The organism is Collinsella ihumii, from assembly GCF_030385545.1.
Classification (GTDB): Bacteria; Actinomycetota; Coriobacteriia; order Coriobacteriales; family Coriobacteriaceae; genus Collinsella; species Collinsella ihumii.
In genome coordinates this window covers 136,781-162,779 of the sequence record NZ_JAUEIQ010000002.1, presented here as the reverse complement: position 1 = coordinate 162,779, position 25,999 = coordinate 136,781, and the positions used below count along the sequence as shown (strand labels likewise).

Sequence of the window (25,999 nt, the reverse complement as noted above, 5' to 3'; positions counted from 1 at the left end):
ACGGTCGTCCCGCGTCGTCCAGGCGGCGCGGGGCGACCCAATCGGGGAGGGGCCGCATTTTTCCGCGAACGGTCCCGCCTCTGTTCCCAAAGACGTGTCGCGCCCGCTCCCGATGGGCAATTTTACCCCTGATGACCTGCTAGAATAGTACGCAGAACATCTTGTGTCGCGCTGCATCTGCGGCTTATGTCCTATCGAATATGGGAGCGCCTGCACCAGGGCGGTAGATTTAGAACCATCATCTCGACCGGCAGTGATCCCGGTCGCCGAACAGGAGGAGTCCTTATGGTACCCACAATTGAGAAAATCGAAGTCTATCCCGTTGCCGGCTATGACAGCATGCTGCTGAACCTCTCTGGCGCCCATGGTCCGTACTTCACGCGCAACATCGTGATCCTGACCGACTCCGAGGGTGTCGAGGGCATCTCCGAGGTCCCCGGTTCCACCAAGATCACCGAGGTCCTGAACGAGATCGACGACCTGGTCATCGGCCAGCCCATCGGTCAGTACAAGAACATCGTCAAGTCCATCCACGACAAGTACGCCTCGCTCGACGCCGGCGGCCGCGGCAACCAGACGTTCGACCTGCGCACCACCGTGCACGTCCAGACCGCCATCGAGACCGCGCTGCTCGACATCCTCGGCAAGCACCTGAACGTGCCCGTGGCCTCCCTGCTCGGTGACGGCCAGGTCCGCGACTCCGTGCGCTTCCTCGGCTATCTGTTCTATGTGGGCGACCGCAACAAGACCGACCTGCCCTACATCCACGACGACGACGATTCCGACGCCTGGGGCCGCATCCGCCGCGACGAGGCCCTCACGCCCGAGGCCATCGTCGAGCTCGCCAAGGCCGCCTATGAGCGCTACGGCTTCAAGGACTGGAAGCTCAAGGGCGGCGTCTTCTCCTGCCCCGAGGAGCTCGAGGCCATCCGCGCCCTCAAGAAGGAGTTCCCGAACGCCCGCATCGACCTCGACCCCAACGGCGCCTGGTCGCTCGCCGAGGCTGTCGAGAACTGCAAGGACATGGTCGGCATCCTGACCTACTGCGAGGATCCCTGCGGTGCGGAAGGCCGCTTCTCCGCGCGTGAGACCATGGCCGAGTTCCATCGTCTGACCGGCCTGCCCACCGCGACCAACATGGTCGCGACCGACTGGCGCGAGATGAAGGCCGCCATCCGTCTCGACTCCGTGTCCATCCCGCTGGCCGACCCGCACTTCTGGACCATGCAGGGCGCTGCCCGCGTCGCGCAGCTCTGCCACGACATGGACCTCACCTGGGGCGTCCACTCCAACAACCACTTCGACATCTCGCTCGCGATGGTCGCCCACTGCGCTGCCGCCGCGCCCGGCTTCTACAACGCCTGCGATACGCACTGGATCTGGCAGGACGGCCAGTTCCTCACCAAGAACCCGCCCAAGATCGAGGGCGGCGAGATCGCGGTGCCCTACGACGTGCCCGGCCTCGGCATCGAGATCGACCGCGACGCGCTCGAGAAGGCGCATCAGCTCTACGTCGAGAATGACCTCGGTACGCGCAACGACGCCATCGCCATGCAGTACCTCATCCCCGGCTGGAAGTTCGACGGCAAGCGCCCCTGCCTGGTTCGCTAACCGCTCTGGGCGCCGGCACCGCGCAGCGCGCCAAACTGGTACGCGGAACACGGTTCCGGTGCCGGCGCCCTGTGCCTCTCGTCGCGTATACCATAGTTCGAGAGGCGAATATCCCATATAACTAGATGTGTCAAGCACGAACCGTCATTTTTTCGGTAAATGCGCGAGATTGGAGCACGAATGGCAAGCAAGTTCGATGTCGAGCGCCTTAAGGGCATCGTCGTCCCCATCATCACCCCGGTTACCGATGCCTATGACGGCAAGATCGATATCGCGCGCCTGTGCGATCAGGTCGACTACGTCATCGAGCACGGTGTCGACGGCATCCTGGCGTTCGGGTCCAACTCCGAGTTCTACATGTTCGACGACGACGAGATGATCGAGGCCACCCGTGCCATCGTCGAGCGCGCCGCCGGTCGCGTGCCGGTGTTCTTCGGTGTCGGCCACATCCGCACCTCCAAGGCAGTCGCGCTCGCCAAGCGCGCCGCCGAGCTGAACGTCGACGCGGTCTCCGTGCTCACCCCGATGTTCATCCATCCCACCGAGGAGGCCAACTACCACCACTTCAAGGCGGTTGCCGACGCCATCCCCGACACGATGGTGCTCATCTACAGCAACCCCGGTCGCGCCGGTTACGCCATGACGCGCAACACCATCTCCCGCATCGCGCATGACTGCGAGAACATCGTGGGCATCAAGGACTCCTCGGGCGACATCACGAACCTCCAGGAGCTCATCCGCCTGACCGACGACATCGACTTCGCCGTGTTCGCCGGCAAGGACACCGTCGTGTTCCCGGCTCTGTGCTGCGGCGCCGTGGGCGCGGTGTGCTCCACGTCCAACATGTACCCCGAGCTGGTCTGCGGCATCTACGACAAGTTCGTGGAGGGCGACTACAAGGGCTCCCTTGAGTACCAGACCAAGCTCAACCCGATCCGTCTGTCCCAGGACGCCGCCAGCTTCCCGGCTGCCACCAAGGACATGGCCAACCTCATGGGCATGAACGCCGGTCCGTCCGTGCTGCCCACCGAGCCCGCCGACGGCGCTGCGCTCGAGGGCATGAAGGCGGCCATGCGCGCCGGTGGCTACCTCGACTAGCTCTCCCTTTTCCTTGCCGGTCGCCTTGGGCGACCGGCCTTCCTCATCTAGCGCGGGGCGTGTCCCTGCCTATATGGCGCCCCGCGCATTTTGATGTTCCTGCGGCCGCTTTGGCCGGTACATAGGCTCAAGCACAGCTTCAACTCTTGAGAGGAGGTTTCCATGGACAAGCTATCCGTTCTGATCGCGTCTGACTCGTTCAAGGGGTCCGTTTCGAGCCTCGGCATCGCCGATCTGCTCGAGCAGGGCATCCATCGCGTCGTTCCCGACTGCGAGGTCCGCAAGTTCGCCATCGCCGACGGCGGCGAGGGCACGGTCGAGGCCATCGTCTCCGGCGTGGGCGGCGAGATGCGCGAGGTCGAGGTCTCCGGACCGCTGGGCGACACCGTGTGCGCCCACTACGGCTTCATCGGCGAGGACACCGCGATTCTGGAGATGGCTGAGGCGAGCGGCATCACGCTCATCGAGCAGAACAGCGACAATGCCCTGCGCGCTTCCACCTGGGGCGTCGGACAGGTCATGCTGGATGCCATCGACCATGGAGCCAAGCGCATCTATATCGGTTTGGGCGGTTCGGCTACAAGCGACGGCGGCGCCGGCATGGCCAAGGCGCTCGGCATTCGCTTTTTGAACGCGGACGGCGAGGACATCCCTTGCGGTCTGGTCGGGCTGGGCGAGCTCGCGTCGATCGATTGCTCCCAGATGACCGATAAGCTCGACGGCGTCGAGGTCGTCGCGCTGACGGACGTGACGAGCCCGCTGACGGGTCCGGATGGCGCCGTGTGCGTGTTCGGTCCGCAGAAGGGCATCCCCGCCGATCAGACGACTCACTTCGATGCGTGGATGGCCCGCTATGCCGAGATCATGAACGCCACGGTCGGCCGTGCGGTCGACGCGGTGCCCGGTTCGGGCGCTGCCGGCGGCCTCGGCGCGGCGCTCGTCGCGTTCTGCGGCGCGCGCATCCAGCGCGGTATCGAGACGCTGCTCGATCTCATCGGGCTCGAGGACGCCATGGACGGTGTTGATTTGGTGATCACGGGCGAGGGCCGCATGGACTCCCAATCGGCGTTTGGCAAGGCACCCATAGGTGTGGCCAAGCGCGCCAAGCGCCACGGCATCCCGGTGGTCGCGGTCGTCGGCGGACGTGCCGACGATTTGGGTACCGTATATGACGAGGGCATCGACCTGGTGCTCTCCATCGCCACGGGCCCGATTACGCTCGCCGAGAGCATCGCGCACGCCGATACGCTCGTGCCGATTGCGGGCGAGAACGCCATTCGCGCGCTGCTGCTGGGATCCAAACTCCGCGCCGAGCACGAGTCCCAGGAAGCGTCCGCGATCTTTTCTGCAGCATAACGGGTGCTGCAGGCTCTCTGAATCCCTTTGGGGTTCCCGCCCGCGTTTTGCGGGCGTGAACATAGGCAGGCTGTTGTAATGAAAAGAAAGGACAGCAGTATGAATGTAGGATTTGTCGGTCTGGGTATCATGGGCAAGCCCATGTCCATCAACGTCCAGAAGGCTGGTCACACGGTCTATGCGTTCGACTTCAACATCGAGCGCGCGAACGACCTCGTCGAGCTCGGCGGCGTTGCCTGCGCAAGCGGCAAGGAGGTTGCTGAGAAGTCCGACGTCATCATCACCATGCTCCCCAACTCCCCGCACGTCGAGGCCGCGCTCTTCAACGAGAACGGCATCGCCGAGGGTCTTTCCGCTGGCAAGTGCGTCATCGACATGAGCTCCATCGCCCCGCTGGCGAGCCGCGACTTCGCTAAGCGCCTCGAGGAGATCGGCGTCGACTTCCTGGACGCCCCCGTTTCCGGTGGCGAGCCCAAGGCCATCGACGGCACCATCGCCGTCATGGTCGGCGGCAAGGAGGAGGTCTTCGCCAAGTACGAGGACCTGCTCAAGACCATGGCCTCCACGGTCACCCTCGTGGGCGAGGTCGGCGCTGGTAACATCACCAAGCTCGCCAACCAGATGATCGTCGCCATCAACATCGCCGGTGTCGCCGAGGCCTACTCCCTCGCCAAGAAGGCCGGTGTCGATCCTTCCCGCGTCTACCAGGCCATCCGCTCCGGTCTGGCCGGCTCCACGGTCATGGATCAGAAGTCCCAGAAGATCTTCGACGGCGACTTCACCCCTGGCTTCCGCATCGAGCTCCACATCAAGGACCTGCAGAACGTTATGGACACCTCTCACGGCGTGAACGTCTCCGTGCCGTTCTCCTCGCTCGCGATGGAGATCATGCAGTCCCTCAAGGCCCATGGCCACGAGAAGGACGACCACTCCGGTATCGCCGAGTGGTACGAGATGGTCAACGACATGAAGCTCCAGGGCTAAGTGTCGATCAAGACGTCTTTGCCGTCTGCCGGGCGCCCCGCATCGGGGGCGCCCGGTTTTTTCTTAAGGCAGCAGGCGGCATGTTCTGTCTGCTTATGAGGGGAGGGTCCTATGCCGTTTCGTTGCACGCCGCCGATTCCGGGCGTGTTCGCCCGTGCATCTGAGCGTCCATGGGAGCTTGCGGTCGAGCCGTTCCAGGTTGCCCCGCGTACGTACTATGTAGCCGGTCAGCGCTGGGTCGGCTGCTATCTCATCGATACGGGCGCGGGATGCATCCTGATCGACACGGCGGTGTCGGAGACCTGTCCTTTGCTGATCGACTCGGTTCACAAGCTGGGATACCAGCTCTCCGATATCAAGCTCATCCTCATCTCCCACGCGCATGTCGATCACTGCGGCGCGGCCGGCATGCTGGCGCATCTCACGGGTGCCAAGGTCCTCATGAGCCGCGAGGACACCGAGTTCATGCGCGCCTGCCCCGAGGAGACGACGCATCTCGATGCGCGCCTGCATGCGCAGCCGTTTGAGGTTGATGGCTACTTCTCGGACGAGCATCCCGTCGATCTGGGGGACATATCGGTGCGCACGCTGCTGACGCCTGGTCACACCTGCGGCTGCACGTCGTTTTTCTGGGAAGTCGAAAACCCTGCGAACGGCGAGCGGTATACCGTCGCCATGCATGGCGGCGTGGGCGCGAACACCATGAACGACGACTATTACCGGACAAGCGCCTACCTCACCCCGGCGCTGCGCACGCGCTTCATCGACGATGCCGAGCGCATCGCTGCCATTCCGGTCGATATCGCGCTGCCGAGCCACCCCAACCAGATCGAGATCATGGATCGCGCGGGAACCTATACGGATGAGGGCCAGCCGTACCGGGATGCGACGGTCTGGGGAGACTTCCTGCGCGAGCGCGTGCGTCAGGTTCGCGAATACGACCCGGGCCCGCAGGAGCTTCAGCGTGCGTAGGGCTCCGTCGAGTCGCGTGAGGGAACATTCCACGGGTGTATAAAGATGGTTTGCAGACCATGGGACGGGGCGTGGCGCCCGCCTATAGTCTGAACCATGATCGGATACGGGAATCAAGAACACCGCAAGGACACGTGCACACCGTAAGGACACGAAGAAGCACGATAAAGCTCCTACCATAGAGGCAGCGAGACGAGGCGTCTCCCAGAACCTGCTTTCTCTCCCCTGAGGCGGGCGGACCTCAGCTTTTTTGCCACTTTTCCTCCTTTCATGGCGAAAAGGCTGAAGCCGCCCGCCTTTTTGCGTTCTGCAGGTCCGCGTGTTTAGCCTGCGATCACATCAAAGCGTTCGCCAACGGACCTTGAGTGGAGGCTCCACTGAGCGAGTAGTGAATGCTCATAGGTCCGCCCACATGGGTGCCTGGGCGGCAGGAGTGATGCTCACGCGCTCATCCCCATGGGTAGGCGCGGCAGCCCGGCGCGAACGCAGTTAATCAGCACTTCCCTTGCGTTACACTGGGCGATGTCGTCTTTCGAGCGGAGGGGCTCCTATGGGCAAGAACAAGGCAAAGGGCAAGCGCCGGTCGCATGCGGCGCCCGTCGACACGGCTGCCATGATGGCGACGCTGCCGCAGGTCGATGCGTTGCACGATGTGCCCACCTTCGCCGACATGCATATCGACGATGCGCAGCGGGCCGCGCACGAGTCGTTCTGCGCTGCGCTCGCGGCGACGGATGCGCAGGCGGCCTCCGAGATGCACATGGGATGCGTCGTGCGCCTCGACCGCGGGTTCCCGCTCGTCGCGACCGCAGAGCGCGTGTTCCGCGCCGAGCACGCGGTGAGCTTCGCCAAGGGGCGCTCCGAGGGGGAGCGCCTGCTTCCTGCGGTCGGCGACGTCGTGACGGTTCGGCTGGCCCCCGGCCACGATATGGGCGTGATCGAGCGCGTGCTCCCGCGCAGGACCTCATTCGAGCGCTGGCGGGGCAAAAACCGCGGTGAGAGGCAGGTGCTCGCCGCCAACGTCGATACGATCTTCATCGTGCAGCCGCTCGGCGCCTCCCGCGACACCTCGGCGCTCGTCCGCGATCGTATCGCCCGCTCCCTTGTGCTCGCCTACGATTGCGGCGCCGAGCCGGTGGTCGTCTTCACCAAGGCCGATCGCTGCGACGCGGACGAGCTCTCATCCATCTTGGCCGATACGAGGCGTCTTGTTGGATCCGAGGTGCGGGTCATCGTCACGTCCTCGATGGAGGGGACGGGCCTGGACGAGATTCGTCTCTGCGTGCCGCACGGCACCTGCGCCATGATCCTGGGCGAATCGGGTGCGGGCAAGTCGACGCTGCTCAACGCGCTGCTCGGGCACGAGGCCATGGCTACGGGCGAGGTGCGCGAGCGCGACGATGCGGGACGCCATACCACCGTCGCGCGCGTGATGGTGGCGCTGCCCGAACCCTGCGGCGTGATGACCGATGCGCCCGGCTTGCGCAGCCTTCCGCTGGTTGGGCATGAACGCGGCCTTGCCCGCGCGTTCCCCGAGATCGTCGTGGCGGCTCGCGCGTGCCGGTTCAACGACTGCACGCATACGCATGAACCGGGCTGCGCCGTGCGCGAGGCCCAGCAGGCCGGCGATATCGACGGCATCCGCCTCGAGGCCTTCCTCGCGCTCGCATCCGAGATGCGCGTCAGCGCGCAGAGCCTCGACCCCGACATCAAGCTCTAGGGAAACACCGACCAATGAATGGGTCATTTGGGGACGGGTTCGTTCCTTACGGACATCTAACACGTCTGTTTGATATGGGAAAGTCCCTCGTCAGATGGCGAGGGACTTTCTTTTTTCGATTCGGATGACCCTTCGATCCCCTCGGACAATTGAATCGTTCCGCACGGCAGGACCGAACAGGCGATGCGCGTGGCGGATACCCAGCAGGTGCCGATGAGGGGAGCGCTTCGTGAAACGCAGTGTCAGGCTCGCGATCAGCGTGGTTACGGGAATCGCGGCGGCTGTCGTAGCGCTGGCCTACGCCTCGTCGGTGCGACAGGAGGCGCAGGCTGCGCAGCAGGAGGCTCTCGCGCGCTATGGCGGCGAGCTCGTGGCCGTTTGCGTGGCCTCGCGCGACATCGAACCGGGCGACATGATCGACGAGGGGAACGTGGTCGTCGAGGAGTGGGTGACCAGCCTGCTGCCTCCCGAGGCCATGACTTCTCTGGGCGATGTCGCCGGTCGCGTCGCGACCTCGCACATCCCCGAGCGGGCAGTACTCTCACCGGTCTATTTCGAGACGCAATCCGGCTCGCTGGAGATTCCTGCCGACAAGGTCGCGGTGTGCGTGGCGAGCGATCCGCAGCATGCGGTGGGCGGATCGCTCGCGCGCGGCGACACGGTGGATGTGTACGTGTCCGACGCCGAGATCGCCGACCGCCTGCTGTCGGCGCGCGTGCTGGACACAAGCGCGCTCGCCCAGGGCGGCGGCGATCTGAGCTGGGTGACGCTGGCGGTCGATCCCGAGCGGGTGTCCGAGGTGCTCGCGGCGATGTCCGCCGGCCAGATCACGCTGGTCGCTCCCGGACGGGACGGCGGCGTATCGGACGACGCCGCTGACGAGGACGATTCGGCGGCAACCGATGCGGGCGATACCGAGCGGGCATCTGGTGGCGATGCGGTCAGTGAGGCGTCCTCGAATCAGGCTGATGAGGATGCGCACCGTGAAGAAAGTAGGGATGGGGGCTCTGTCGGCTCGTCAGAAGACGAGGGGGCTTCCGTGGAAGAGAAGCGTGGTGATGCTTGATGGGATCGATGTGGCTGGCGTGCTGCAACGGGAGCGAGGCGCCCCGGGTTCGGCACGAGATCGAGGCGCGCGATGCGGGCGCACGGCTGCTGCGCGTCGATGATACAGCGAGCCTGCTCGCGGTGGCGCAGGTCATGGCGGGGATCGCCGCCGGCGCGGCGGTCTGCGTGCATGATGGCGAGGACGCCGAGGGCGCTATCGAGAACCTGGTGCGCCTGGAGTGCGCCGAGACCGTCCTGGCGTTTGTCGACGAGGCGGATGCGGGGCTTATCGCCCGCCTCTTTTTTGCAGGAGCAACCGAGGTCATCGCTGTTGGAGACGTGTGTGTTGACGGCGACGGCGAAAGGGCGTGTGCGGGAGAGGGTCCCGAGCCAGTTCTGCGGCCGGAGCGTGCAAGCGGCGATGACCTCGAGCTCGAAGTTCCGCCGTGGGAGCGTGCCGAGCCTGCGCGCGAGGATATCGGGGAAGACGCGTATGCGCGGACGCCGGATGATTCCGATGACAAGAAGACGGAAGGCGCGGATGCGCGATCCGTCTCGGCCGGACCGACGGCGCCGGACGCGCCTGACCGGGCCGATGGGGGCGGGAAGCCCGTTGCGCGAGATGCCTGCGAGCCCAAGCCTGCAGATGGCGGTGCCGCGGAGCCCGGGGAGGATGCGACGGCGTCGCGACCGGCGCTGGACGCGGTGACGTTTTCGCCAAGAACTGGCGGGGCGGAGGTCGGCGGCGCACCGTTGGTGGTCGCCATCTCCGGTTTGGGTGGGTGCGGAAAGACGACGGTTGTTTCGGCCATGGCGTGGCAGGCTGCGCAGATGGGGTTGCGCGCGGCGGTCGTCGATCTTGATCTGATGTTTGGAAACCTGCACAACCTCATGGGGGTCGAGCGGGTGTGCGACCTGGGGCGACTGGTCGATGCCGACGGCAAGCCGATGTGCTCCCAGGAGATGATCGAGGCGACGGCGATGCGGATCGCCCCGGGACTCACCCTGTGGGGGCCGTGCTTTGCCCCCGAGTACGCGGAGCTCATGGCGGCTCCCGTCGAGGAGCTGATCGGCGTGCTGCGCCATGAGGCCGATGTGATCTTCGCCGACACGTCGGTATTCTGGGGAGATGCAGTGGCGTCGGCCGTGTCGAGCTGTAACCGCTGTCTGGTGGTGGGGAGCGGCAGCGCCTCGGCGGAGACCTCCACGGTGCGCGCCGTCGCCCTGGCCACGCGCATCGGGGTGCCCAAGACGCGCATGACATGCCTGTTCAATCGGTTCGGAGCTCCCGGCTGCGACGAGGAGCGCGCCATGCGCTTTGAGATGGCGGTCGCCCTGCGCTCGCGTGCGCGCATTTCCGATGGGGGCCAGACGGTGCACGACCTGCTGTCGTTCGGCAAGCTCGGAGACCTTATGGCCACCTCGAACCCATTTACCCGCGACGTGCAGACGACGACCTACGGCCTGCTTAAGGAGCTTGGCTGCCCCTTGGAGGGTTGGGAGGGCCAGCAGCAGGCGCTCGGCGCGCAGAACGGTTCGCGTTCTCGCATCAAACTGCCCTGGAAGCATGAGGAAGGGGCGGGGCAATGAGCGTTCTCGAGCGCGTGAGGCGCGCGGAGCGCTTCGACGACGAGGGCGTCGAGGGCCTGGAAGGCCTGATGGACGAGCGCCTGCGCGAGGTCAAGCGAACGGTTAAGCGCGAGATGATGGAGCGCATGGGCTTTGCCGAGGTCGCGCGCATGGCCAACGCAGCGGATGCCGCGCGGTCGCGCGAGGAGCTTCGGCCGGTGATCGAGGCGGTGCTCAACACGAGCGAGACGGCGGAGGTCGACGCGGCGGACCGCGCGCGCATCATCAACGAGGTGCTTGACGATGTGGTGGGGCTCGGCCCCCTGCAGCCGCTGCTCGACGACGAGAGCGTGACCGAGATCATGGTGAACGGCTGCACGTCGGCGTTTTTCGAGCGCGGCGGAACGCTGCACCCCATGCCCGACGTGTTCGAGAACGACGAGCAGATCCGCATCATCATCGATCGCATCATCTCGCCGCTCGGCAGGCGCGTGGACGAGCGCAGCCCGCTGGTGAACGCCCGTCTGCCGAGCGGCTACCGCGTGAACGCGGTCATCCCTCCCATCGCCATCGACGGCCCGACGCTGACGATCCGCAAGTTCTCGGACCGCATCAGCTCGCTGGCGCAACTCGTCGAGATGGGTTCGCTGCCCGACTGGTACGCAAGGCTGCTGTCGTGCGCGGTGTCGCTCAGGCAGGATCTGGCGGTGGCAGGGGGTACCGGCTCGGGCAAGACCACGCTGCTCAACGCGCTGTCGTGCGAGATCGGCCTCGGGGAGCGCATCGTGACCATCGAGGATTCCGCCGAGCTCAAGTTCTCGCGGCACCCGCATGTGGTCCGTCTGGAAGCGCGCGAGGCGTCGATCGAGGGCGAGGGCGCGGTGAGCATCCGCGACCTGGTGACCAACGCGCTGCGCATGAGGCCCGACCGCATCGTGGTCGGAGAGGTGCGCGGCGCCGAGTGCATCGACATGCTGCAGGCCATGAGCACGGGCCACGACGGCTCGCTGACGACGCTGCACGCGGGCTCCGCCCGCGAGGCGATCGTGCGCCTGACGCTTTTGGCGCGCTACGGCATCGACCTGCCGGGGGACCTGATCGAAGAGCAGATCGCGATGGCCCTCGACGGCATCGTCATGTCGGCGCGTCTGCCGGGCGGGCGGCGCTACGTCTCCTCGTTTGCCGGAGTGTCGCGCGCGGAGGGCGGCGGCGTGGAGCTGACCGAGTACGTGGCCTTCGATGCGGCGACGCGGACGTGGGAGCTCGTATGCGAGCCGCCGTTTATCGAGGAGGGGCTGCGGTCGGGTTTGTTGAGCAGGGAGGAGGTGGAGCGATGGAGGTCCTTGTGCCCTGCTGCGTAGGCGCGCTCGCCATGGTGAGCGCGGGCATGGCGCTGGTGCCGGCAGGTGCGAGTGCCGCCACCCCCTATGTTCCCCAGAAGGCCGCCACGCCGCTCGAATCCTTATGCGGGATGGCCCGGCGCCTGGGGTCGGCGCTGCTGGGCGGCAAGAGCTCCTCCGTCGTACCCGTTGCGCGCGCGTTGGGCGAGCTGCGCTTTGCGGCGTGGGGCCGGACGCGTCCGCTTGGGAGCGCGGACGACGCGACGCTTCTGGGGCTGGTCGTGATGATGAGCGCGGTGTCCGGCGTGGTCGTATCGGTGGTGGCGCATGCGCTGCCGGCGCTGCCGATCGGGTTGGCGCTGCCCTCGGTGGTCCTGGTGGTGCTGTCATCGCGCAGGGCCCATCGCGAGGCGGGCCGTCTGGAGGAGGCGATGCCCGAGGCGTTCGGGGCGCTCGCCATATCGCTGGGGTCGGGTCACTCCCTGTCGCAGGCCATGCGCTACGTGGGGAGCCATGCCGAGGAGCCCGTCCGCTCGGAGTTCATGCGCGTCTCGTTCGCGGTGGATTGCGGGATCTCGGCGGTGGATGCGCTCGACGCCATGCTGACGCGCCTGCGCGCCCCGGGGCTCGACTTGGTAGTGCTCGCCCTCAAGGTCTCCCAGAGAACGGGAGCCCCGCTGAAGGATTTGCTCGTAGAGGCGACACGTATGGTCAGCGCGCGCATCGAGCTGCGCCGGATGCTGGACGTCAAGACGTCGCAGGCACGTCTGTCGGCACGGCTGGTCGCCTGCATGCCGGTCGGGATGCTGGCGGTGCTCTCGCTGATCTCCCAGGATTTCCGCGCCGGTTTGGCGATGCCGATCGGTGCGGCATCGGTTGCGTTGGCGCTGGTGCTCAACGTGGCGGCGCTTGTCGTAATCCGCAAGATCATGAAGGTCGAGCTGTGAGAGGGGGGTCGTATGCAACAGGTTCTATGGGTGGGCGCCGTCGGTTTGTCGGTTGCGCTCTGCGCGTGGTTCGTGCTGGAGCTGGATGGGCGGAGGCTGTTGGGGTCGATGCGGGCGAGCGCCGCGCGCGTGGACGCGCTGCGTGCGGCGCGCAGGGGAAAGGCGGCGGGTGCGACGGTGACGCCGGGGCAGGTATCCGAGATGGTCGACGTGATCAGGCTCGGGCTGTCCGCGGGGTTGTCGTTCGATGCCGCGCTGGGAATGTATTGCGAGCACAGCCGCGACGCGCTCGCGTCGCGCATGGCGCGCGCCCGCCTGGGCTGGCAGATGGGCATGGAGACGAGGGAGGAGGGCCTCATGGCCGTGGCGCGCGACGTCGAGGTGCGGCAGCTCGAGTCGTTTGCGGTGTCGGTCGGGCAGGCCCATGCGTTGGGGGCGCCGCTTGCCGACACGCTGGCACGGCAGGGGCACGAGATGCGCGCGGCGCACCGTGCGGCCGTGGAGCGCGAGATCGAGCGGGCTCCGGTCAAGATGCTGATCCCCACCGGCGTGCTCATCTTGCCGGCGCTGCTGCTGTCTATCGTGGGGCCGCTCATCGCATCGAGCGGGGCGGCATGAGGTAAGGAGGGTTCATATGGAACGGATGACGAAGCTGATCGGGTGCGTGCGGACGCAGGCGGCCGAGGTCGGGACGCTGCTTCGCGAGGAGCGGGCGCAGGGCACCATGGAGTACGCGATCTTGGTCGCGGTGCTGGTGGTTGTGGCCATCGCTGCGATAACGGCGGTCGGCCCCATGATCGGCGACATGTGGACGGCGATCGAGGACGGCGTCACGGAAGCGACCGGTGCGGTCGGATAGGGGCGTCGGGCCTCGTCGCATGCGGTGGGCGCTTTTCGCGCTGCCGGCCGCATGCCTTGCCGTGGCGCTTGGGGCGCTGTGGTGGACTCAGGGCGTGGCGGATATCGTCGCGCCCTCCTCGTCTGAAGCGACCGGGCAGCGGGCTGAGGACGCCCCAGGCGAGCGGAGCGCCGTCGAGACGGTCGATTCCGATGTCGAGCGGATGTTCGAGCGGGCGGAGGTCGTGATGGAGAAGGCCGTCGAGTCATCCGCCGATTCGTTCATATCCGATCTTGGCGCCGGTGCCGAAAAGGGAGCTCAGGGCGCGGCGGTGCGATGGTCCGAGCAGCGCGATCTGGTCGGGCCCGCGCAGGATGTGCTGTACGCCTATGCGGAGCTTCCCGAGGCCGAGCTCATGAGCAGCGGATACCTCGACCTCGCGGGGAACGTCTGGGTGGCGCTGGTCCAGGGCGGCCGGGAGTGGGTCGACATGGTGTATCTGGCGTCCAACGAGGAGCGAAGCGAGACGGATGTGCATATCGTCCGTCTGCGGGCGGAGATACCGGATAGCTAGGAGGGCGGGATGAGGAGATGGGGGCAATCGACCGCGGAGTTCGCGAAATCCGGCGTCTCGCCGTGCGCGCCGCAGGGGAGCAGCGGGCCCAGGGGACCCTCGAGTACGCATTGGTGTTCTGCATGCTGCTCGCGATCGTGCTGGGTCTGGCGGCCATCTGGAAAGCGGGCGAGCAGGGCCTGTTCGCCCGCTTGGTCGAGGATGCGGCCTCGCACGGCCTCGACCCGCTCGGCGTCTTGGACATCTTGCTGTACTGAGCTTGCGCGCGAGCGGTCGGCGCAGGCGACCGTCGAGGCCGCCTTCCTGCTGCCGACGTTTCTGGTGCTGTTGCTGCTGGCGCTGCAGCCGGTGTGCATGCTCTACACACGCAGCGTGATGGAGTCGGTCGCCTCCGAGACCGCGCGCCTGATGGTCACGGCGCAGGAGGACAACGACATGACGCTGAAGGCGTTCGCGGTGCGTCGCCTCCAGGCCGTGCCCGATCTGGACATCTTCCATGCGGGCGGGCCCGCCTCGTGGGACGTCCGCCTCACGCGCGCCGAGGACACCGGCGGGGCGGTCGGCGTGTCGATCAAGGGGTACGTGACGCCGTTGCCGGTGCTCGGCGCGTTCGCCTCGGCGTTCGGCAAGACGAACATCTACGGCGATGTGGAGATGGAGGTGACGGTGGCATATGAAGGACGTCCGAGCTGGCTGGAGGGCGATTACGAGACGTGGATGGAGATGTGGGAGGAAGAAGAGGCGTGAGGAGGGCTCCGACGGGGGAGCGGCCCGCGTGCGCTGGGGCATCGACCTGTTCATAGAGGACGGCGCGTACACGACGCTTGCAGCGGCGGTCACCATATTGGTGGTGCTGACGCTGCTGTTCTCCTCGCTCACGGCGACATGGAGCATGTCGCGTGCGGGAGACGTGCAGGTCAGCGCCGATGCGACCGCGCTCGCTGGCGCCAACGTGGTGTCATCGTACTGCACGGCGGCGACGGTGATGGACGCGTGCGTGCTGAGCCTGGGGCTCGCCGGGTTCATCACCGCGGGGACGGGGCTCGTGCTCACGCTGATCCCCGGCGCGGAGGCGGCGGGTGCCGAGACGCTGCACAAGGGGATACAGATTCTGAAAACGCGCAACACGTTTTCGCAAAGCGTGGGCAAGGCGCTCATGAAGCTCGAGAAGGTCCTGCCGGCGATCATCGCCGCCAACGGGACGAAGACGTGCATGGCGCAGACGACCGATGCGGTCGCGTATATGGGGACCGCGATTCCCGTGCCGTGGAAATCCGATTCCGATTTCGGCGCGCTTGAGGAGGATATCGAGACCGATGAGCTCGAGGAGGCGGGCGAGAAGCTCGAGGAATCGGCGCAGGAGATGCAGGAGGCCGCGAAGAAGACCGCGGAGGCCAAAGAGGAGGCGTGGCGCGCCGATTGCGGCAAGGCGGGCAAAAACATGCAGGAGCGCGCGGCCAGCCTTTCGGGCCTGTCCGCCATAGAGAATCCCGATTACCAGTCGAGCGTGAGCTGGCAGCCAAAAATCGCGCTCGACCGCGCGCGTGCGTACTACCGCTGGCGCCTGAGCAACGAGAAGCCCAAGAACAGCTCGACCGAAGAGAAGGCGAACTCGGCGGCGCGTCGCGCGTTCTACCAGTTCGCGTGCGATGAGCTGCGCGATGCCGCGGTCGAGCTGCGCGGCGACCATGTGGTTTCGACGGTGCCGCTGCTGCCGAGAAACACCGAGGAGATTCGCCAGAGCTCCCTGTACCGGCGCGCCATGTGGCCCTCGACGATAGAGGACGGCGGCGTCACGCTGCACTACGGAACCGACTGCCCGGGCGCCAAGGGGGACGCGGGGCCGCAGCTCTCGCTGGCAGATGTCGAGCTCGGCAACGCGGCCGAGTGCCCGGAATGCGCGTTCGGCGTGGGCGACGTGGGAAAGACCCCAGCGGCATCGACGTCGATCGACAACGGTTTCGAATACCATCTGCGCGCGTTCACCAAGGCGCTCGATGCGTACGTCGAGTGCCGGAACCGGGAGCTCGAGCTTGAGCGCCAAACGAAGGACGAGGCCGAAAACGCGGGCAACGTCTTTCAGGACATCGCCGACGAGCTGAGTGTGATTCGGCCCAAGATCGCCCCGCCGGGACGCTACGGCTGCATCGGGGTGGTCGGCTCGGGCGAGATCGTGTCGCCCGAGCTGCTCGAGACCGATTTCTCGGAGGCGGTCGAGCTGGGGGAGCGCGGGGCGGCGTCGGCGGCGGCGCTCGCCCGCGACGAGGCGACCCTGCAAAACAACGTGCTCGCGAGCTTCTTCTCCTCGTTGGAGCGCAATGCCGTGCTCGGCGGCGTGGCGGGCATCCTCGGCGCCGTCATGGACCTGTGGGGCGTCCTGCTCGTGGGGTACAGCGCCGCCGGCGAGGGGCTCACCTCGCTGTTCGACCAGTTCGTAGCCGGTGCGGGAGGAATCGGGCTGGGCCCTATCGCCACGTTTCTGCAAGATCTCCTGGGCGCTGCGATCGAGGGGCTCGGCTTGCAGCCTGTCGACATGAGCCTCAAGAAGCCGGTGCTCACGGACACGACGAACGTGCTCGCGCGCTCCGATATCCCTTCGCTGTCCAACGTCCAGTCGCTGGTGCGCAGGATCCCGGTCGGCACGACCGATCCCGGCGACATCGCCGAGGCGTTGACGTATATGCCCGTGGCCGAGATCACCTCCTACGAGTTCAGCCTGGGCGAGATCGAGTTCCCGTGGGGCGGCTCGATCCCGTTGACGATTCGGGTCAAAGACGTGATAGAGGCGGTGGGAGGATGAGCGGGCTCAAGGGCTGGATGGGCGAGGAGCGGGCGCAGGCGACCGTGGAGATGGCGATTGTCGCGCCCGTGCTGATCGTGCTCGCGCTGGTTGCCTACAACGCGATGATGTTCGCTTCGGCCGTGGCGCGGTTCGACCGCGTGGCGCCCGACGTAGTGCTCGCGCACGCTGTCTCCCCGGTGGGCGACGGGGGCGCCGATGCCGTGACGACGACGGTGGAAGAGCAGCTTGCACAGGCGATGGCGGGATGCGGCGTCGAGGTCGAGGTCGTGCTCGAGGGGGAGGACGACCAGGGGCTGGGGTCGCTGCTGACGCTCGTGGGCGTCACGCGTACCTACCGGTGCGTGATGCGCTATGCGCCCTGGCCGTCCGCGCTGACGATCGCCGGCGTGGACATGGGGGCGCCGCTGTATCTGGAGCACGAGCGCGCGGTCGTCATCGATCCGTGGCGCCCCGGGGTGGTGATGTAGCGATGCGGGGAGAGAAGGGCTGTGAAGCGCTCGAGCGTGCGCTCGACGAGCTGGGCTGGAGGCCTGCGGAGCTGGTGGTGGCGCGTGGATTCGCTCCAAGGCTGCTCGGCATGACGGTGAGGGACCCTGTGGGGAGGGGCGGCCTGCCGCTGGTCATGGCGTTCCCCTCGTGCCGGTCGGTCCATACGTGCTTCATGCGCTACCCGCTGGACATCGCCTGCGTGGACGTGCGCGGGCGCGTGCTGGCGCTGTACGAGGGCGTGCGTCCGTGGCGGATGGTGTCGTGTCCCGGGGCGGTGGCGGTGCTCGAGCGCGCCTCGCTGCTCGAGGCCGATGGCGGGCGGGTGTCTTGGTGTCGCGTTCAAGACGAGGCGCCGCGAGCATGTGCGGGCGCAGCCCCGCCAGGGGCGCTCGGAGACGGCGCATGGGGAAGCACGCTCGCTGACCTGCAGAGATGGCGAACGGTTCCGCCGTGCCGAAATTTCTGAATTTTCCCCTTGACCCAATTTCGGCATTTGCTAAACTGTACTAGCCGTCGCTTGCGACAGGCGATGTGGCCAGATAGCTCAGTTGGTAGAGCAGAGGACTGAAAATCCTCGTGTCAGGGGTTCGAATCCCTTTCTGGCCACCCTTTGATTGATGAGCGTCCGGCGGAAACGCCGGACGCTTTTTTATTCCGCTCGCAAGGAGGGGTCGGGATGGCAGAGAGAATCCGCGGCGTCAATCTGTCCGGCTGGTTTATCCCTGAGCCTTGGGTCACCCCGTCGCTGTACGCGGCAACGGGGGCCTCGAACGACGTCGAGCTGCAGCAGGCCATGGGTTCTGCGACGTACAGCGACCGCCTGCGCCAGCACTACGAGACGTTCATCAGCGAATTCGATTTCAACCGCATGTCCGCCATCGGTTTCAATGCCGTTCGCCTGCCGGTGCCGTGGTACGTGTTCGGTTCGCAAAGCGATGCGCTCGCGCACATCCCGGCGGTCGATTACGTGGACCGCGCCATGGAGTGGGCCGAGAAGTACGACATGACCGTCCTGCTCGACCTGGCGACTGTGCCCGGCGGGCAGGGCGACTCCAACGAGAGCGCCACCACGCCCGAGACCACGGCGGATTGGCACTCGACGTCCAACGGCCGCCATGTCGCCCTGAACGTTTTGGGCAAGCTCGCCGAGCGCTACGGCACGTCTCCGGCGCTGCTCGGCATCGAGCTGCTCGACTCCCCGATCATGAGCGTGCGGCGCGGCCTTTTCAACGTGACGCAGGGCATTCCGAGCCATTACCTGCGCAATTACTACCGCGATGCCTACGAGCTCGTGCGCGCCCACATGCCCGAGGACAAGATCGTGGTGTTCTCCGATTCGGGCCATCCCGAGATGTGGAAGCGCTTCATGAGCGGTGCCAAGTATCAGAACGTGTACATGGATCTGCACCTGTACCACTACCGCGACGACACCGCGGTGGACATCACGTCGCCCAAGGGCATCTCCCAGGCCGTCGCGCGCAACCGCCGACTCATCAAGGAAGCGCGCTCCTGCGGGTTCCCGGTAATCGTGGGCGAGTGGTCCGCCGCCGCCGTGATGTCGAGCTCGACGGTGACCCCGGAGGGCCGCGACGCGTACGAACGCGTCTTCATCTCGAGCGAGCTGGCCAGCTTCGGCGAGGCGGCGGGCTGGTTTTTCCAGACGTGGAAGACCGAGAAGCGCATCCCCGCGTGGGACGCGCGCGTCGCGCTCTCGCCGCTTGAGCGCGCGATGATCGACTAGGCGGGGGTATTCGGCATGCAGTCCGGGCGCCTCTATATCGTGGGCACTCCCATCGGCAACCTCGGAGACCTGACTCCGCGCGCGGCCGACGCGTTCCGCGCGGCCGACGCCATATGCTGCGAAGATACCAGGGTGACGGCGAAGCTTTTGGCCCACCTGGAGCTCTCCCGTCCGCTCATCCGGTGCGACGAGAACATTATCGCGGCGCGCGCCCCGGAGATCGTGGAGCGAGTGCTTGCGGGGGAGATTGTCGCCTTCGCCTCCGATGCGGGCATGCCGAGCGTGTCCGATCCCGGTCAGGTGCTGGTCGATGCCGCGCGCGAGGCGGGGGCGGATGTGGAGGTCATCCCTGGTCCCTCCGCGTGCGTGACGGCGCTCGTGGCGAGCGGCATCTCGTGCGAGCACTTCTTCTTCGAGGGGTTCTTGCCGCGCAAGAACGGCGAGCGCGTACGCCGCCTGCAAGAGCTTGCGCTGGTACCGGGCGCGCTGCTGTTCTATGAGTCGCCGCGCCGCGTCGCGGCGTCGCTCGATGCCATCGCGCAGGTGTTTCCCGCGCGCACGGTCGCGCTGTGCCGTGAACTCACCAAGCTGCACGAGGAGGTTCTGCGCGATAAGGCCCCGCAGCTTGCCGATGCGGTGCGCGAGCGCGGTGAGCTGCGAGGGGAGATGGTCGTCGTCGTGGCGCCGCCCACGGCAGACGAGCTGCCCGGTCTGCGCTGCGCCGTCGCGGCGGATGCGCATGTCGACCCTGACGAGGCGCTTCGCGCCGACATCGAGCAGGCGCTTGCCGCCGGCGAGTCGACCTCGGCGCTCTCGAAGCGCCTGGCGCAGCAGTATTCCCGCAAGAAGCGCGACGTGTACAACCTGATCTTGCAGATGGACGAGCAGCGGTAGGAAAGCTGGGGTTGCGGGCGCCCGCGGGGTGCCTGTCGGGCGAGAAGGCGGCCGAGCGGCGTTTCTCGGCCGTTCGTGTCGCGCAGTTTTCGGTATTGATTCCCGATCGTGGTCAATTTACCTGTCGAACCGGGAAGTTCGTTCTGGACTGCAGAAAAAGACAATATAATGTATATCGTACTGGCGCGCTCGGGACGTCTTTTCCCGCAGGGCTGGCAAGAGGGCACAGCTACTCTTCTGGAAGCAGGCGGAATAATAACATCTAATATTAAGCACTTAGATGACGAGCTCCGGTTCGATGGGTAAATTGACCACGATTCCGAAAAGATAGCGCAGCGACACCCGCTCTAGGGCTCCATACGCGCCGCATGGGCGCGTGGAGCCGCTTTGTGGCGCACATGTCCCGCAACATCCCGCGGTCTCTCCTTTTTCTGCCCAAGCCGAAGGGGCTCGTGCTGTTTGCGTTACAATGGCGAATTGATTGTGAACCCACTGCAACGTCAATGAGGGGGAGGTCCGCGCGTCATGAGCACGAAACCGTCCTATTACATCACCACGCCTATCTACTACGTGAACGCCGCCCCGCATCTGGGCACGGCGTACTCCACCATCATGGCCGATGTCCAAGCGCGCTTCCGCCGCGCCATGGGCTACGACGTCATGTTCCTGACCGGCATGGACGAGCATGGCCAGAAGGTCGCCGAGGCAGCGGCGTCGCACGGCCTGACGCCGCAGGAGTGGTGCGACTCCCAGGCTCCGCTGTTCCATGCGCTGTGGGAGGAGCTCGAGATCTCCAACGACGATTTCATCCGCACCACCGAGAAGCGCCAGGAGCATGCGGTCCAGTACCTGTGGGAGCGCATGAAGGAGGCCGGCTACATCTACAAGGGCAACTACGACGGCTGGTACTGCGTGCCCGACGAGACCTATTTCACCGAGACCCAGGTCGAGAAGGCCGACGAGGAGCGCGGCACCAAAGGCCAGCACCTGTGCCCGGATTGCGGCCGTCCGCTCGAGCGCATTCAGGAGGAGAGCTGGTTCTTCAAGCTCTCCGAGTTCCAGGATCGCCTGCTCAAGCTCTATGACGAGCACCCCGATTTCGTGCAGCCCGATTTCCGCATGAACGAGGTCCGCACGTTCGTCGAGGGCGGCCTGCAGGACCTGTCCGTCTCCCGCAACAACATCGATTGGGGCATCCCGCTGCCCTTTGGCGACGGCCATGTGACCTACGTGTGGTTCGACGCGCTTCTGAACTACATGACGGCGGTCGGCTACGGCGTGGATACCGACGAGGCCCGCGCCGAGCTCGCGTACCGTTGGCCTGCGCAGACGCATATCGTGGGCAAGGACATCATTCGCTTCCACTGCGTGATCTGGCCGGCCATGCTCATGGCTATCGGCGAGGCCCTGCCCGAGCACGTGTTCGCCCACGGCTTCTTGACCGTCCGCAACGAGCAGACCGGCAAGGCCGAGAAGATGTCCAAGTCCCGCGGCAACGCCATCGCTCCGCGCGAGGTCATCGACCTCATGGGCGTCGAGGGCTACCGGTACTACTTCATGACCGACGTGGTGCCCGGCTCCGACGGCGCGATCTCGTTCGGTCGCATGAAGCAGGTCTACAACGCGGACCTTGCCAACAGCTGGGGCAACCTCGTGTCGCGGTCGCTGAACATGAGCGCTAAGTACTTCGACGGCTGCGCTCCGGCCAAGCCCGCCGCGGCCGACGCGTTCGCCAACCCGCTCGCGCAGGTCGCCGACGGCCTGGTCGAGCGCTATGCGGCCAAGATGGAGACGTTCGCCTACGGCGAGGCGGTCAACGAGGCCATGGAGCTCATCCACGTGGCCAACCATTACATCGAGGATTCCGAGCCCTGGGCGCTCGCCAAGGATCCGGCGCGCGCCGATGAGCTGGCGTTCGTGATCTATAACCTGCTCGAGGCGATCCGCATCTCCGCCCATCTGCTCGCGCCGTTCATGCCCACCACGAGCGCCGAGGCCCTGCGTCGCATCTCGTGCGCCGATGAGGCCGCGACCGACGATCTGGTCGCAGCGTGCGCGTGGGGCGGCCTTGCCGGCGGCCAGCCGGTCGAGAAGGGCGACGCGCTGTTCCCGCGCCTGGTCGACTAGAAAGACATCGCTCAATTCGCTTCGCACCCGCCCGCACCCCGCATCGCTTAGAGCCGGGGTGCGGGCGGGTGCTTTTTGCATGCCGCGGGGGGAGGGGTTTGCGCCCGTCGCGGGTGCTGCCGCCTCGTTTATTCATGAAATAGTAGAGGTGTCAAATAAACGAATCCTGGGCAAACGCCGAAAAGGGCTCCGCTGATTCATGAATAAGCGGAGTCTGGGGCCAAGGAGCCGCCGGCCAGTTCGTTTTGCATCCCCGGGTCAAGCGGCAACGGCCCGCGTGTGCAGCGGGCTCATCGGGCTTTTGTGGGCCCGCGGTTCGTGGGGGATAATAGGCGGGATACACCGGCATGATGACGACGGAGACGACATGACGACCTCGCCTTTGGCAAACCCCGGCGCCACCCGGGCGCTTCTTGAGACCTATGGCCTGGCGACCAAGCACAGGCTCGGCCAGAACTTCCTGATCGATAACCACGTGATCGAGAAGGTCATGGACCTGGCGGCCCTTGACGGATCCGAGTGCGTGGTGGAGGTCGGGCCGGGCATCGGCACGCTTACCTTGGCCCTGCTGCAGGACGCGGCGCGGGTCGTCTCGATCGAGGCCGACGGGGAGCTCGAACCCGTGCTGAGGACCCATGCCCTCGAGCACGACAACTTCGCCTACATCATGGGAGACGCGCTGCGCGTCGCACCCGAGCGGATCGCGGAGGCGTGCGGCGGGGCGCCCGAGATACTCGTGGCCAACCTGCCCTACAACGTCGCCGCGACCATCATCTTGCAGTTCTTCCAGACCATGCCGGACTTGCGCAGCGTCGTCGTCATGGTTCAGAAGGAAGTCGCCGATCGAATCGCCGCGCACCCGGGGACCAAGACATATGGCGGCTACACGGCAAAACTCGGCCTGTATGCGGGTGTGACGGGCCGGTTCGAGGTTCCGCCGCGCTGCTTCATGCCTGCGCCCCATGTGGACTCGGCCGTCGTGCGCCTCGATCGCCATGAGGTGCCGCTCGCGTCGGAAGCCTCCGATGTCGATCGCATCTGCGAGGTCATCGATGCCGCGTTTGCCCAGCGGCGCAAGACGATCCGCAACTCCATGTCGGCATCGGGTTTCGATAGGGCGGCGCTCGATGCCGCGTTCAATGCGTGCGGCATCGCGCCGACGGCGCGCGCCGAAACGCTCGGGGTCGAGGACTTCGTGCGCCTCGCGGCGTGCCTGAGCGGGAAGTGGCGGGAAGACAATGAGTAAGCGGCACGGACAGTCGGGCCAGGTCGGGCTCGTCGAGCAGGATGCGCAAGGTGGAAGCCTCAACCCGACGCTTCGCCTGAGCCTGGCGTATATGAAGAAAAGCAAGGTGTTCGAGCTGCCTTGGGCGGGGGCGCCCGTGGCCGACACCCATGCGCACCTCATGAGCTTTTGGCGCGTCGATCCCGTGTCGGCGCTTGCGCGCGCGGCGGCGGCGGGCGTGGGCCAGCTGACGACCATCTGGGATCCTTTGTCGGATGGCAGGCATGCATCGAGTGCCGCCGAGTTCCATGTGCTGCTCGAGGGCTGGATCTCCGAGGCCCGCGCGCTGTTCGACCAGGGCGTGGCAACCGGTGCGGTGGACGAGGCGCGCGCGACATCCGAGCTGTTCGATCACATCTCGTATCTCGCCGGCGTCCACCCGTACGGCGCGCCGCGCTACACCGATGCGGTCCACGCCCAGGTTGCCGAGGCGCTTGACGATCCGTGGTGTCGCGGCATCGGCGAGATCGGGCTCGATTACCATTTCGACGCTGACGACGACATCGAGGCGGCGCCGCACAATATCCAGATCCATGCCATGGTCCGCCAGCTTGCGCTTGCCCACGAGCATCGGCTGCCCGTCGAACTCCATCTCCGCCATGAGGACACCGACGATGAGCGCAGCTCGCATGCGGATGCGTATCGCGTGCTGAGCGAGGAGGGCGTCCCGGAGGCGGGGTGCGTGCTTCACTGCTTTGGCGAGGACCGGGCCACGATGGAGCGCTTTGCCGGCCTGGGCTGCTACATCGCCTTCGGCGGTGCGGCGACGTTCAAGCGCAACGAAGACGTCCGCGAGGCGTTTTGCGCCTGCCCGCTCGACCTCCTGCTGTTCGAGACAGACTGCCCGTACATGGCGCCGGAGCCCATTCGAGGCCTTGAGTGCGAGCCCGCCATGATCTGCCAGACCGCCCTGACGCTGGCGTCGCAGCGTGCCGAGCGCACCGGGGAGCGCGCAGAGGATATCCTGCGCGCCGCGTGGGAGAACTCGAAGCGCCTGTTCGGATAGCGGGCGGAACGTTTTGGACGGGGCCGATTCGCCCGCTCCGTCCTTGGGCTCCGGGCCGCCTCGTCTTACGACCGCCCTGCGAGAATGTCTCGGCAGTGGGCGCGCAGATGCCGGATCGTGCCGCGCATGTCCTCCTCTTTGGCCTCGGGATGGATGGCGCAGATGCGCAGGCAGGTCTTGCCGGCGAGTTCCGTCGTGAAGACGCCCGCGTATCCGCTCGCCACGACGCGCCGCGAGATCTCGCGATTGAGCTCGTCGAGCTCGGCGTCGGGATAGCCGGCGGGGGCGAAGCGGAAATTGACCATGGCCATCTGGGCGGGTGAGACGATCTCGATGTCGGGGTCCTTGCGGCACTCGTCCTCGGCCCACCGGGCGAGCGTGAAACCGTGCTCCACGGCAGAGGCCAGGCCGTCGGATCCCATCGCCTGAAGCGTGAACCACAGCTTGAGCCCGCGCGCGGGGCGCGTGAGCTCGGGTCCAAGGTCCCATGGGTTGACAAGGTCGGAGCCGTTCTCCAGGTCTCGCAGGTACTCGGGGTGCGTGCTGTAGGTCTTGAGCAGGTGCGTGCGGTCGCGTACGAGCGCCATGCCGCACGAATACGTCTGGAACAGCCACTTGTGCGCGTCCCACGACAGCGAGTCGGCGAGCTCGACGCCGTCGAGCATGTCGCGATAGCGCGTCAGGAGCACGCTTGCGCCGAACGCGCCGTCGACATGCATCCAGAGATGCTGCTCTCGGCAGATGCGCGCGATGTCGCGCAGCGGGTCGACCGATCCCGTGTTGGTGCTGCCCGCCGTGCCCACGACGGCAAACGGGATGAGGTCTGCGCGCCGATCCTCGGCGATGGCCCGCTCGAGCGCCGCGGTATCCATGCGCCAGGCGCTATCGCAGGGAATGGCGTGCACGTGGTCGCGCGGGATCCCGATGATGTGCAGCCCCTTGGCGACCGAGCTGTGCGTCTGTTCCGACACATAGGCCACGCCGCGGCCCCATTGCCCATCTGCCAGCATGGCGTCGCGCGCGGTCGCGAGCGCGGTGAGATTGGCCATCGAGCCACCCGAGACGAACAGGCCGCCTGCGGTCTCGGCGGGAAAACCCGCCTTGCCCGCGAACCAGGCGAGCAGCGTGTCCTCGGCCACGCATCCTGCCGGGTAGTTGGCGAAGCTGCCCGCGTGGCGGTTGTATCCTGCGGCGATGATGTCTCTAAGCCACGAGATGGCAGTGGTGGGGCCGGGGACGAAGCCGAGGAAGCGCGCATGGTCGGCGTTGTAGCCGTAGCCGATGACGTCGTGCTCCATCTCGCGCACTACGTCGTCGAGCTCTCGTCCTTTGTGCGGGATGCCGCGACGACGGATGGCGTCGAGCGTGTCCTGCGGCGCTTCGCAGACCACGGGCCCCTCCGATAGATGGCGGTTGCGCGCGAACAGCTCGCAGACGAAGCGCACGGCGGCGAGCTCGACATCCGGCTCGGTGGCAGTCCCTTTTGCGTACATGGCGGCGTCCTTCCCTCGATGTGTGACGCTGACCATCGTTGCAGCCGATAAGCTATTTGTACAATTCATAGTTCTGATATATCGTTCAAATAATTTGATGGCAGA

24 protein-coding genes and 1 tRNA gene are annotated in these 25,999 nt (G+C 66.1%); 24 read left to right on the top strand and 1 reads right to left on the bottom strand.

What is annotated here, in order from left to right; all coding sequences use genetic code 11:
- The first annotated feature begins 285 nt into the window (after positions 1-285).
- The 24 genes from QVN30_RS02960 to QVN30_RS02845 all read left to right on the top strand — a co-directional run bounded on the left by QVN30_RS02960 (position 286) and on the right by QVN30_RS02845 (position 24,401).
- Entirely contained in the window at positions 286-1,611 is a 1,326-nt protein-coding gene (locus QVN30_RS02960; protein WP_087201423.1) for an enolase C-terminal domain-like protein, read from the top strand.
- Positions 1,612-1,791: 180 nt separating this feature from the next.
- Positions 1,792-2,709, top strand: a complete 918-nt coding sequence (locus tag QVN30_RS02955; RefSeq protein WP_204539261.1) for a dihydrodipicolinate synthase family protein — start codon at positions 1,792-1,794, stop codon at positions 2,707-2,709.
- A gap of 162 nt (positions 2,710-2,871) precedes the next feature.
- Entirely contained in the window at positions 2,872-4,065 is a 1,194-nt protein-coding gene (locus QVN30_RS02950; protein WP_204564955.1) for a glycerate kinase, read from the top strand.
- A gap of 99 nt (positions 4,066-4,164) precedes the next feature.
- The gene (garR, locus tag QVN30_RS02945; protein WP_087201416.1) at positions 4,165-5,049 is read left to right on the top strand and encodes a 2-hydroxy-3-oxopropionate reductase; all 885 of its coding nucleotides are present in this window, start codon (positions 4,165-4,167) and stop codon (positions 5,047-5,049) included.
- A 111-nt stretch (positions 5,050-5,160) separates the two neighbouring features.
- On the top strand, positions 5,161-6,021 hold the full coding sequence (locus QVN30_RS02940) for an MBL fold metallo-hydrolase (RefSeq protein WP_289835400.1): 861 nt from the start codon (positions 5,161-5,163) through the stop codon (positions 6,019-6,021).
- Positions 6,022-6,571: 550 nt separating this feature from the next.
- Entirely contained in the window at positions 6,572-7,741 is a 1,170-nt protein-coding gene (gene rsgA / locus QVN30_RS02935; RefSeq protein ID WP_289835399.1) for a ribosome small subunit-dependent GTPase A, read from the top strand.
- A gap of 229 nt (positions 7,742-7,970) precedes the next feature.
- A complete protein-coding gene (cpaB, locus tag QVN30_RS02930) occupies positions 7,971-8,807 on the top strand; it encodes a Flp pilus assembly protein CpaB (RefSeq protein ID WP_289835398.1) in 837 nt (278 codons plus the stop codon).
- Entirely contained in the window at positions 8,807-10,378 is a 1,572-nt protein-coding gene (locus QVN30_RS02925) for a CpaE/TadZ family protein (RefSeq protein WP_289835397.1), read from the top strand. Before cpaB ends, QVN30_RS02925 begins: the two co-directional genes overlap by 1 nt.
- Positions 10,375-11,718 (top strand): TadA family conjugal transfer-associated ATPase, encoded by a 1,344-nt coding sequence (locus QVN30_RS02920; RefSeq protein ID WP_087201407.1) that lies wholly within the window; start codon positions 10,375-10,377, stop codon positions 11,716-11,718. Before QVN30_RS02925 ends, QVN30_RS02920 begins: the two co-directional genes overlap by 4 nt.
- Complete coding sequence (locus QVN30_RS02915; RefSeq protein ID WP_289835396.1) at positions 11,691-12,644, top strand: type II secretion system F family protein; 954 nt, start codon at positions 11,691-11,693, stop codon at positions 12,642-12,644. The genes QVN30_RS02920 and QVN30_RS02915 overlap by 28 nt, the downstream gene beginning before the upstream one ends.
- Positions 12,645-12,656: 12 nt before the next feature.
- A complete protein-coding gene (locus tag QVN30_RS02910) occupies positions 12,657-13,262 on the top strand; it encodes a type II secretion system F family protein (RefSeq protein ID WP_289835395.1) in 606 nt (201 codons plus the stop codon).
- A gap of 16 nt (positions 13,263-13,278) precedes the next feature.
- Positions 13,279-13,503, top strand: a complete 225-nt coding sequence (locus QVN30_RS02905) for a class III signal peptide-containing protein (RefSeq protein WP_239283417.1) — start codon at positions 13,279-13,281, stop codon at positions 13,501-13,503.
- Positions 13,504-13,522: 19 nt separating this feature from the next.
- Positions 13,523-14,056, top strand: coding sequence for a hypothetical protein (locus QVN30_RS02900; RefSeq protein WP_087201401.1), 534 nt, complete (start codon positions 13,523-13,525; stop codon positions 14,054-14,056).
- Between the two features lie 17 nt (positions 14,057-14,073).
- A complete protein-coding gene (locus QVN30_RS02895) occupies positions 14,074-14,313 on the top strand; it encodes a hypothetical protein (RefSeq protein ID WP_066830136.1) in 240 nt (79 codons plus the stop codon).
- Positions 14,258-14,803 (top strand): TadE/TadG family type IV pilus assembly protein, encoded by a 546-nt coding sequence (locus QVN30_RS02890; protein WP_289835394.1) that lies wholly within the window; start codon positions 14,258-14,260, stop codon positions 14,801-14,803. Before QVN30_RS02895 ends, QVN30_RS02890 begins: the two co-directional genes overlap by 56 nt.
- A 28-nt stretch (positions 14,804-14,831) precedes the next feature.
- Entirely contained in the window at positions 14,832-16,856 is a 2,025-nt protein-coding gene (locus tag QVN30_RS02885; RefSeq protein ID WP_289835393.1) for a hypothetical protein, read from the top strand.
- Positions 16,853-17,326: a hypothetical protein gene (locus QVN30_RS02880; protein ID WP_066830119.1), complete on the top strand. Its 474-nt coding sequence runs from the start codon at positions 16,853-16,855 to the stop codon at positions 17,324-17,326. The genes QVN30_RS02885 and QVN30_RS02880 overlap by 4 nt, the downstream gene beginning before the upstream one ends.
- Positions 17,327-17,328: 2 nt before the next feature.
- On the top strand, positions 17,329-17,814 hold the full coding sequence (locus tag QVN30_RS02875) for a DUF192 domain-containing protein (RefSeq protein WP_289835392.1): 486 nt from the start codon (positions 17,329-17,331) through the stop codon (positions 17,812-17,814).
- 67 nt (positions 17,815-17,881) lie between these two features.
- Positions 17,882-17,954: transfer RNA gene (locus tag QVN30_RS02870), tRNA-Phe, on the top strand.
- A 70-nt stretch (positions 17,955-18,024) separates the two neighbouring features.
- Positions 18,025-19,089: a glycoside hydrolase family 5 protein gene (locus tag QVN30_RS02865; RefSeq protein ID WP_066830117.1), complete on the top strand. Its 1,065-nt coding sequence runs from the start codon at positions 18,025-18,027 to the stop codon at positions 19,087-19,089.
- 15 nt (positions 19,090-19,104) lie between these two features.
- Complete coding sequence (gene rsmI, locus QVN30_RS02860; protein ID WP_289835391.1) at positions 19,105-19,983, top strand: 16S rRNA (cytidine(1402)-2'-O)-methyltransferase; 879 nt, start codon at positions 19,105-19,107, stop codon at positions 19,981-19,983.
- Positions 19,984-20,508: 525 nt separating this feature from the next.
- Positions 20,509-22,110 carry a methionine--tRNA ligase gene (gene metG / locus QVN30_RS02855; RefSeq protein ID WP_289835390.1) on the top strand — a complete coding sequence of 534 codons (1,602 nt, stop codon included), beginning with the start codon at positions 20,509-20,511 and terminating at the stop codon, positions 22,108-22,110.
- A gap of 367 nt (positions 22,111-22,477) precedes the next feature.
- On the top strand, positions 22,478-23,356 hold the full coding sequence (gene rsmA, locus QVN30_RS02850; RefSeq protein ID WP_289835387.1) for a 16S rRNA (adenine(1518)-N(6)/adenine(1519)-N(6))-dimethyltransferase RsmA: 879 nt from the start codon (positions 22,478-22,480) through the stop codon (positions 23,354-23,356).
- A complete protein-coding gene (locus QVN30_RS02845) occupies positions 23,349-24,401 on the top strand; it encodes a TatD family hydrolase (RefSeq protein ID WP_289835385.1) in 1,053 nt (350 codons plus the stop codon). The genes rsmA and QVN30_RS02845 overlap by 8 nt, the downstream gene beginning before the upstream one ends.
- A gap of 65 nt (positions 24,402-24,466) precedes the next feature.
- On the opposite strand, the gene QVN30_RS02840 is transcribed toward QVN30_RS02845, so the two are convergent.
- Positions 24,467-25,894 carry a pyridoxal phosphate-dependent decarboxylase family protein gene (locus QVN30_RS02840; protein ID WP_289835384.1) on the bottom strand — a complete coding sequence of 476 codons (1,428 nt, stop codon included), beginning with the start codon at positions 25,892-25,894 and terminating at the stop codon, positions 24,467-24,469.
- Positions 25,895-25,999 lie beyond the last annotated feature (105 nt).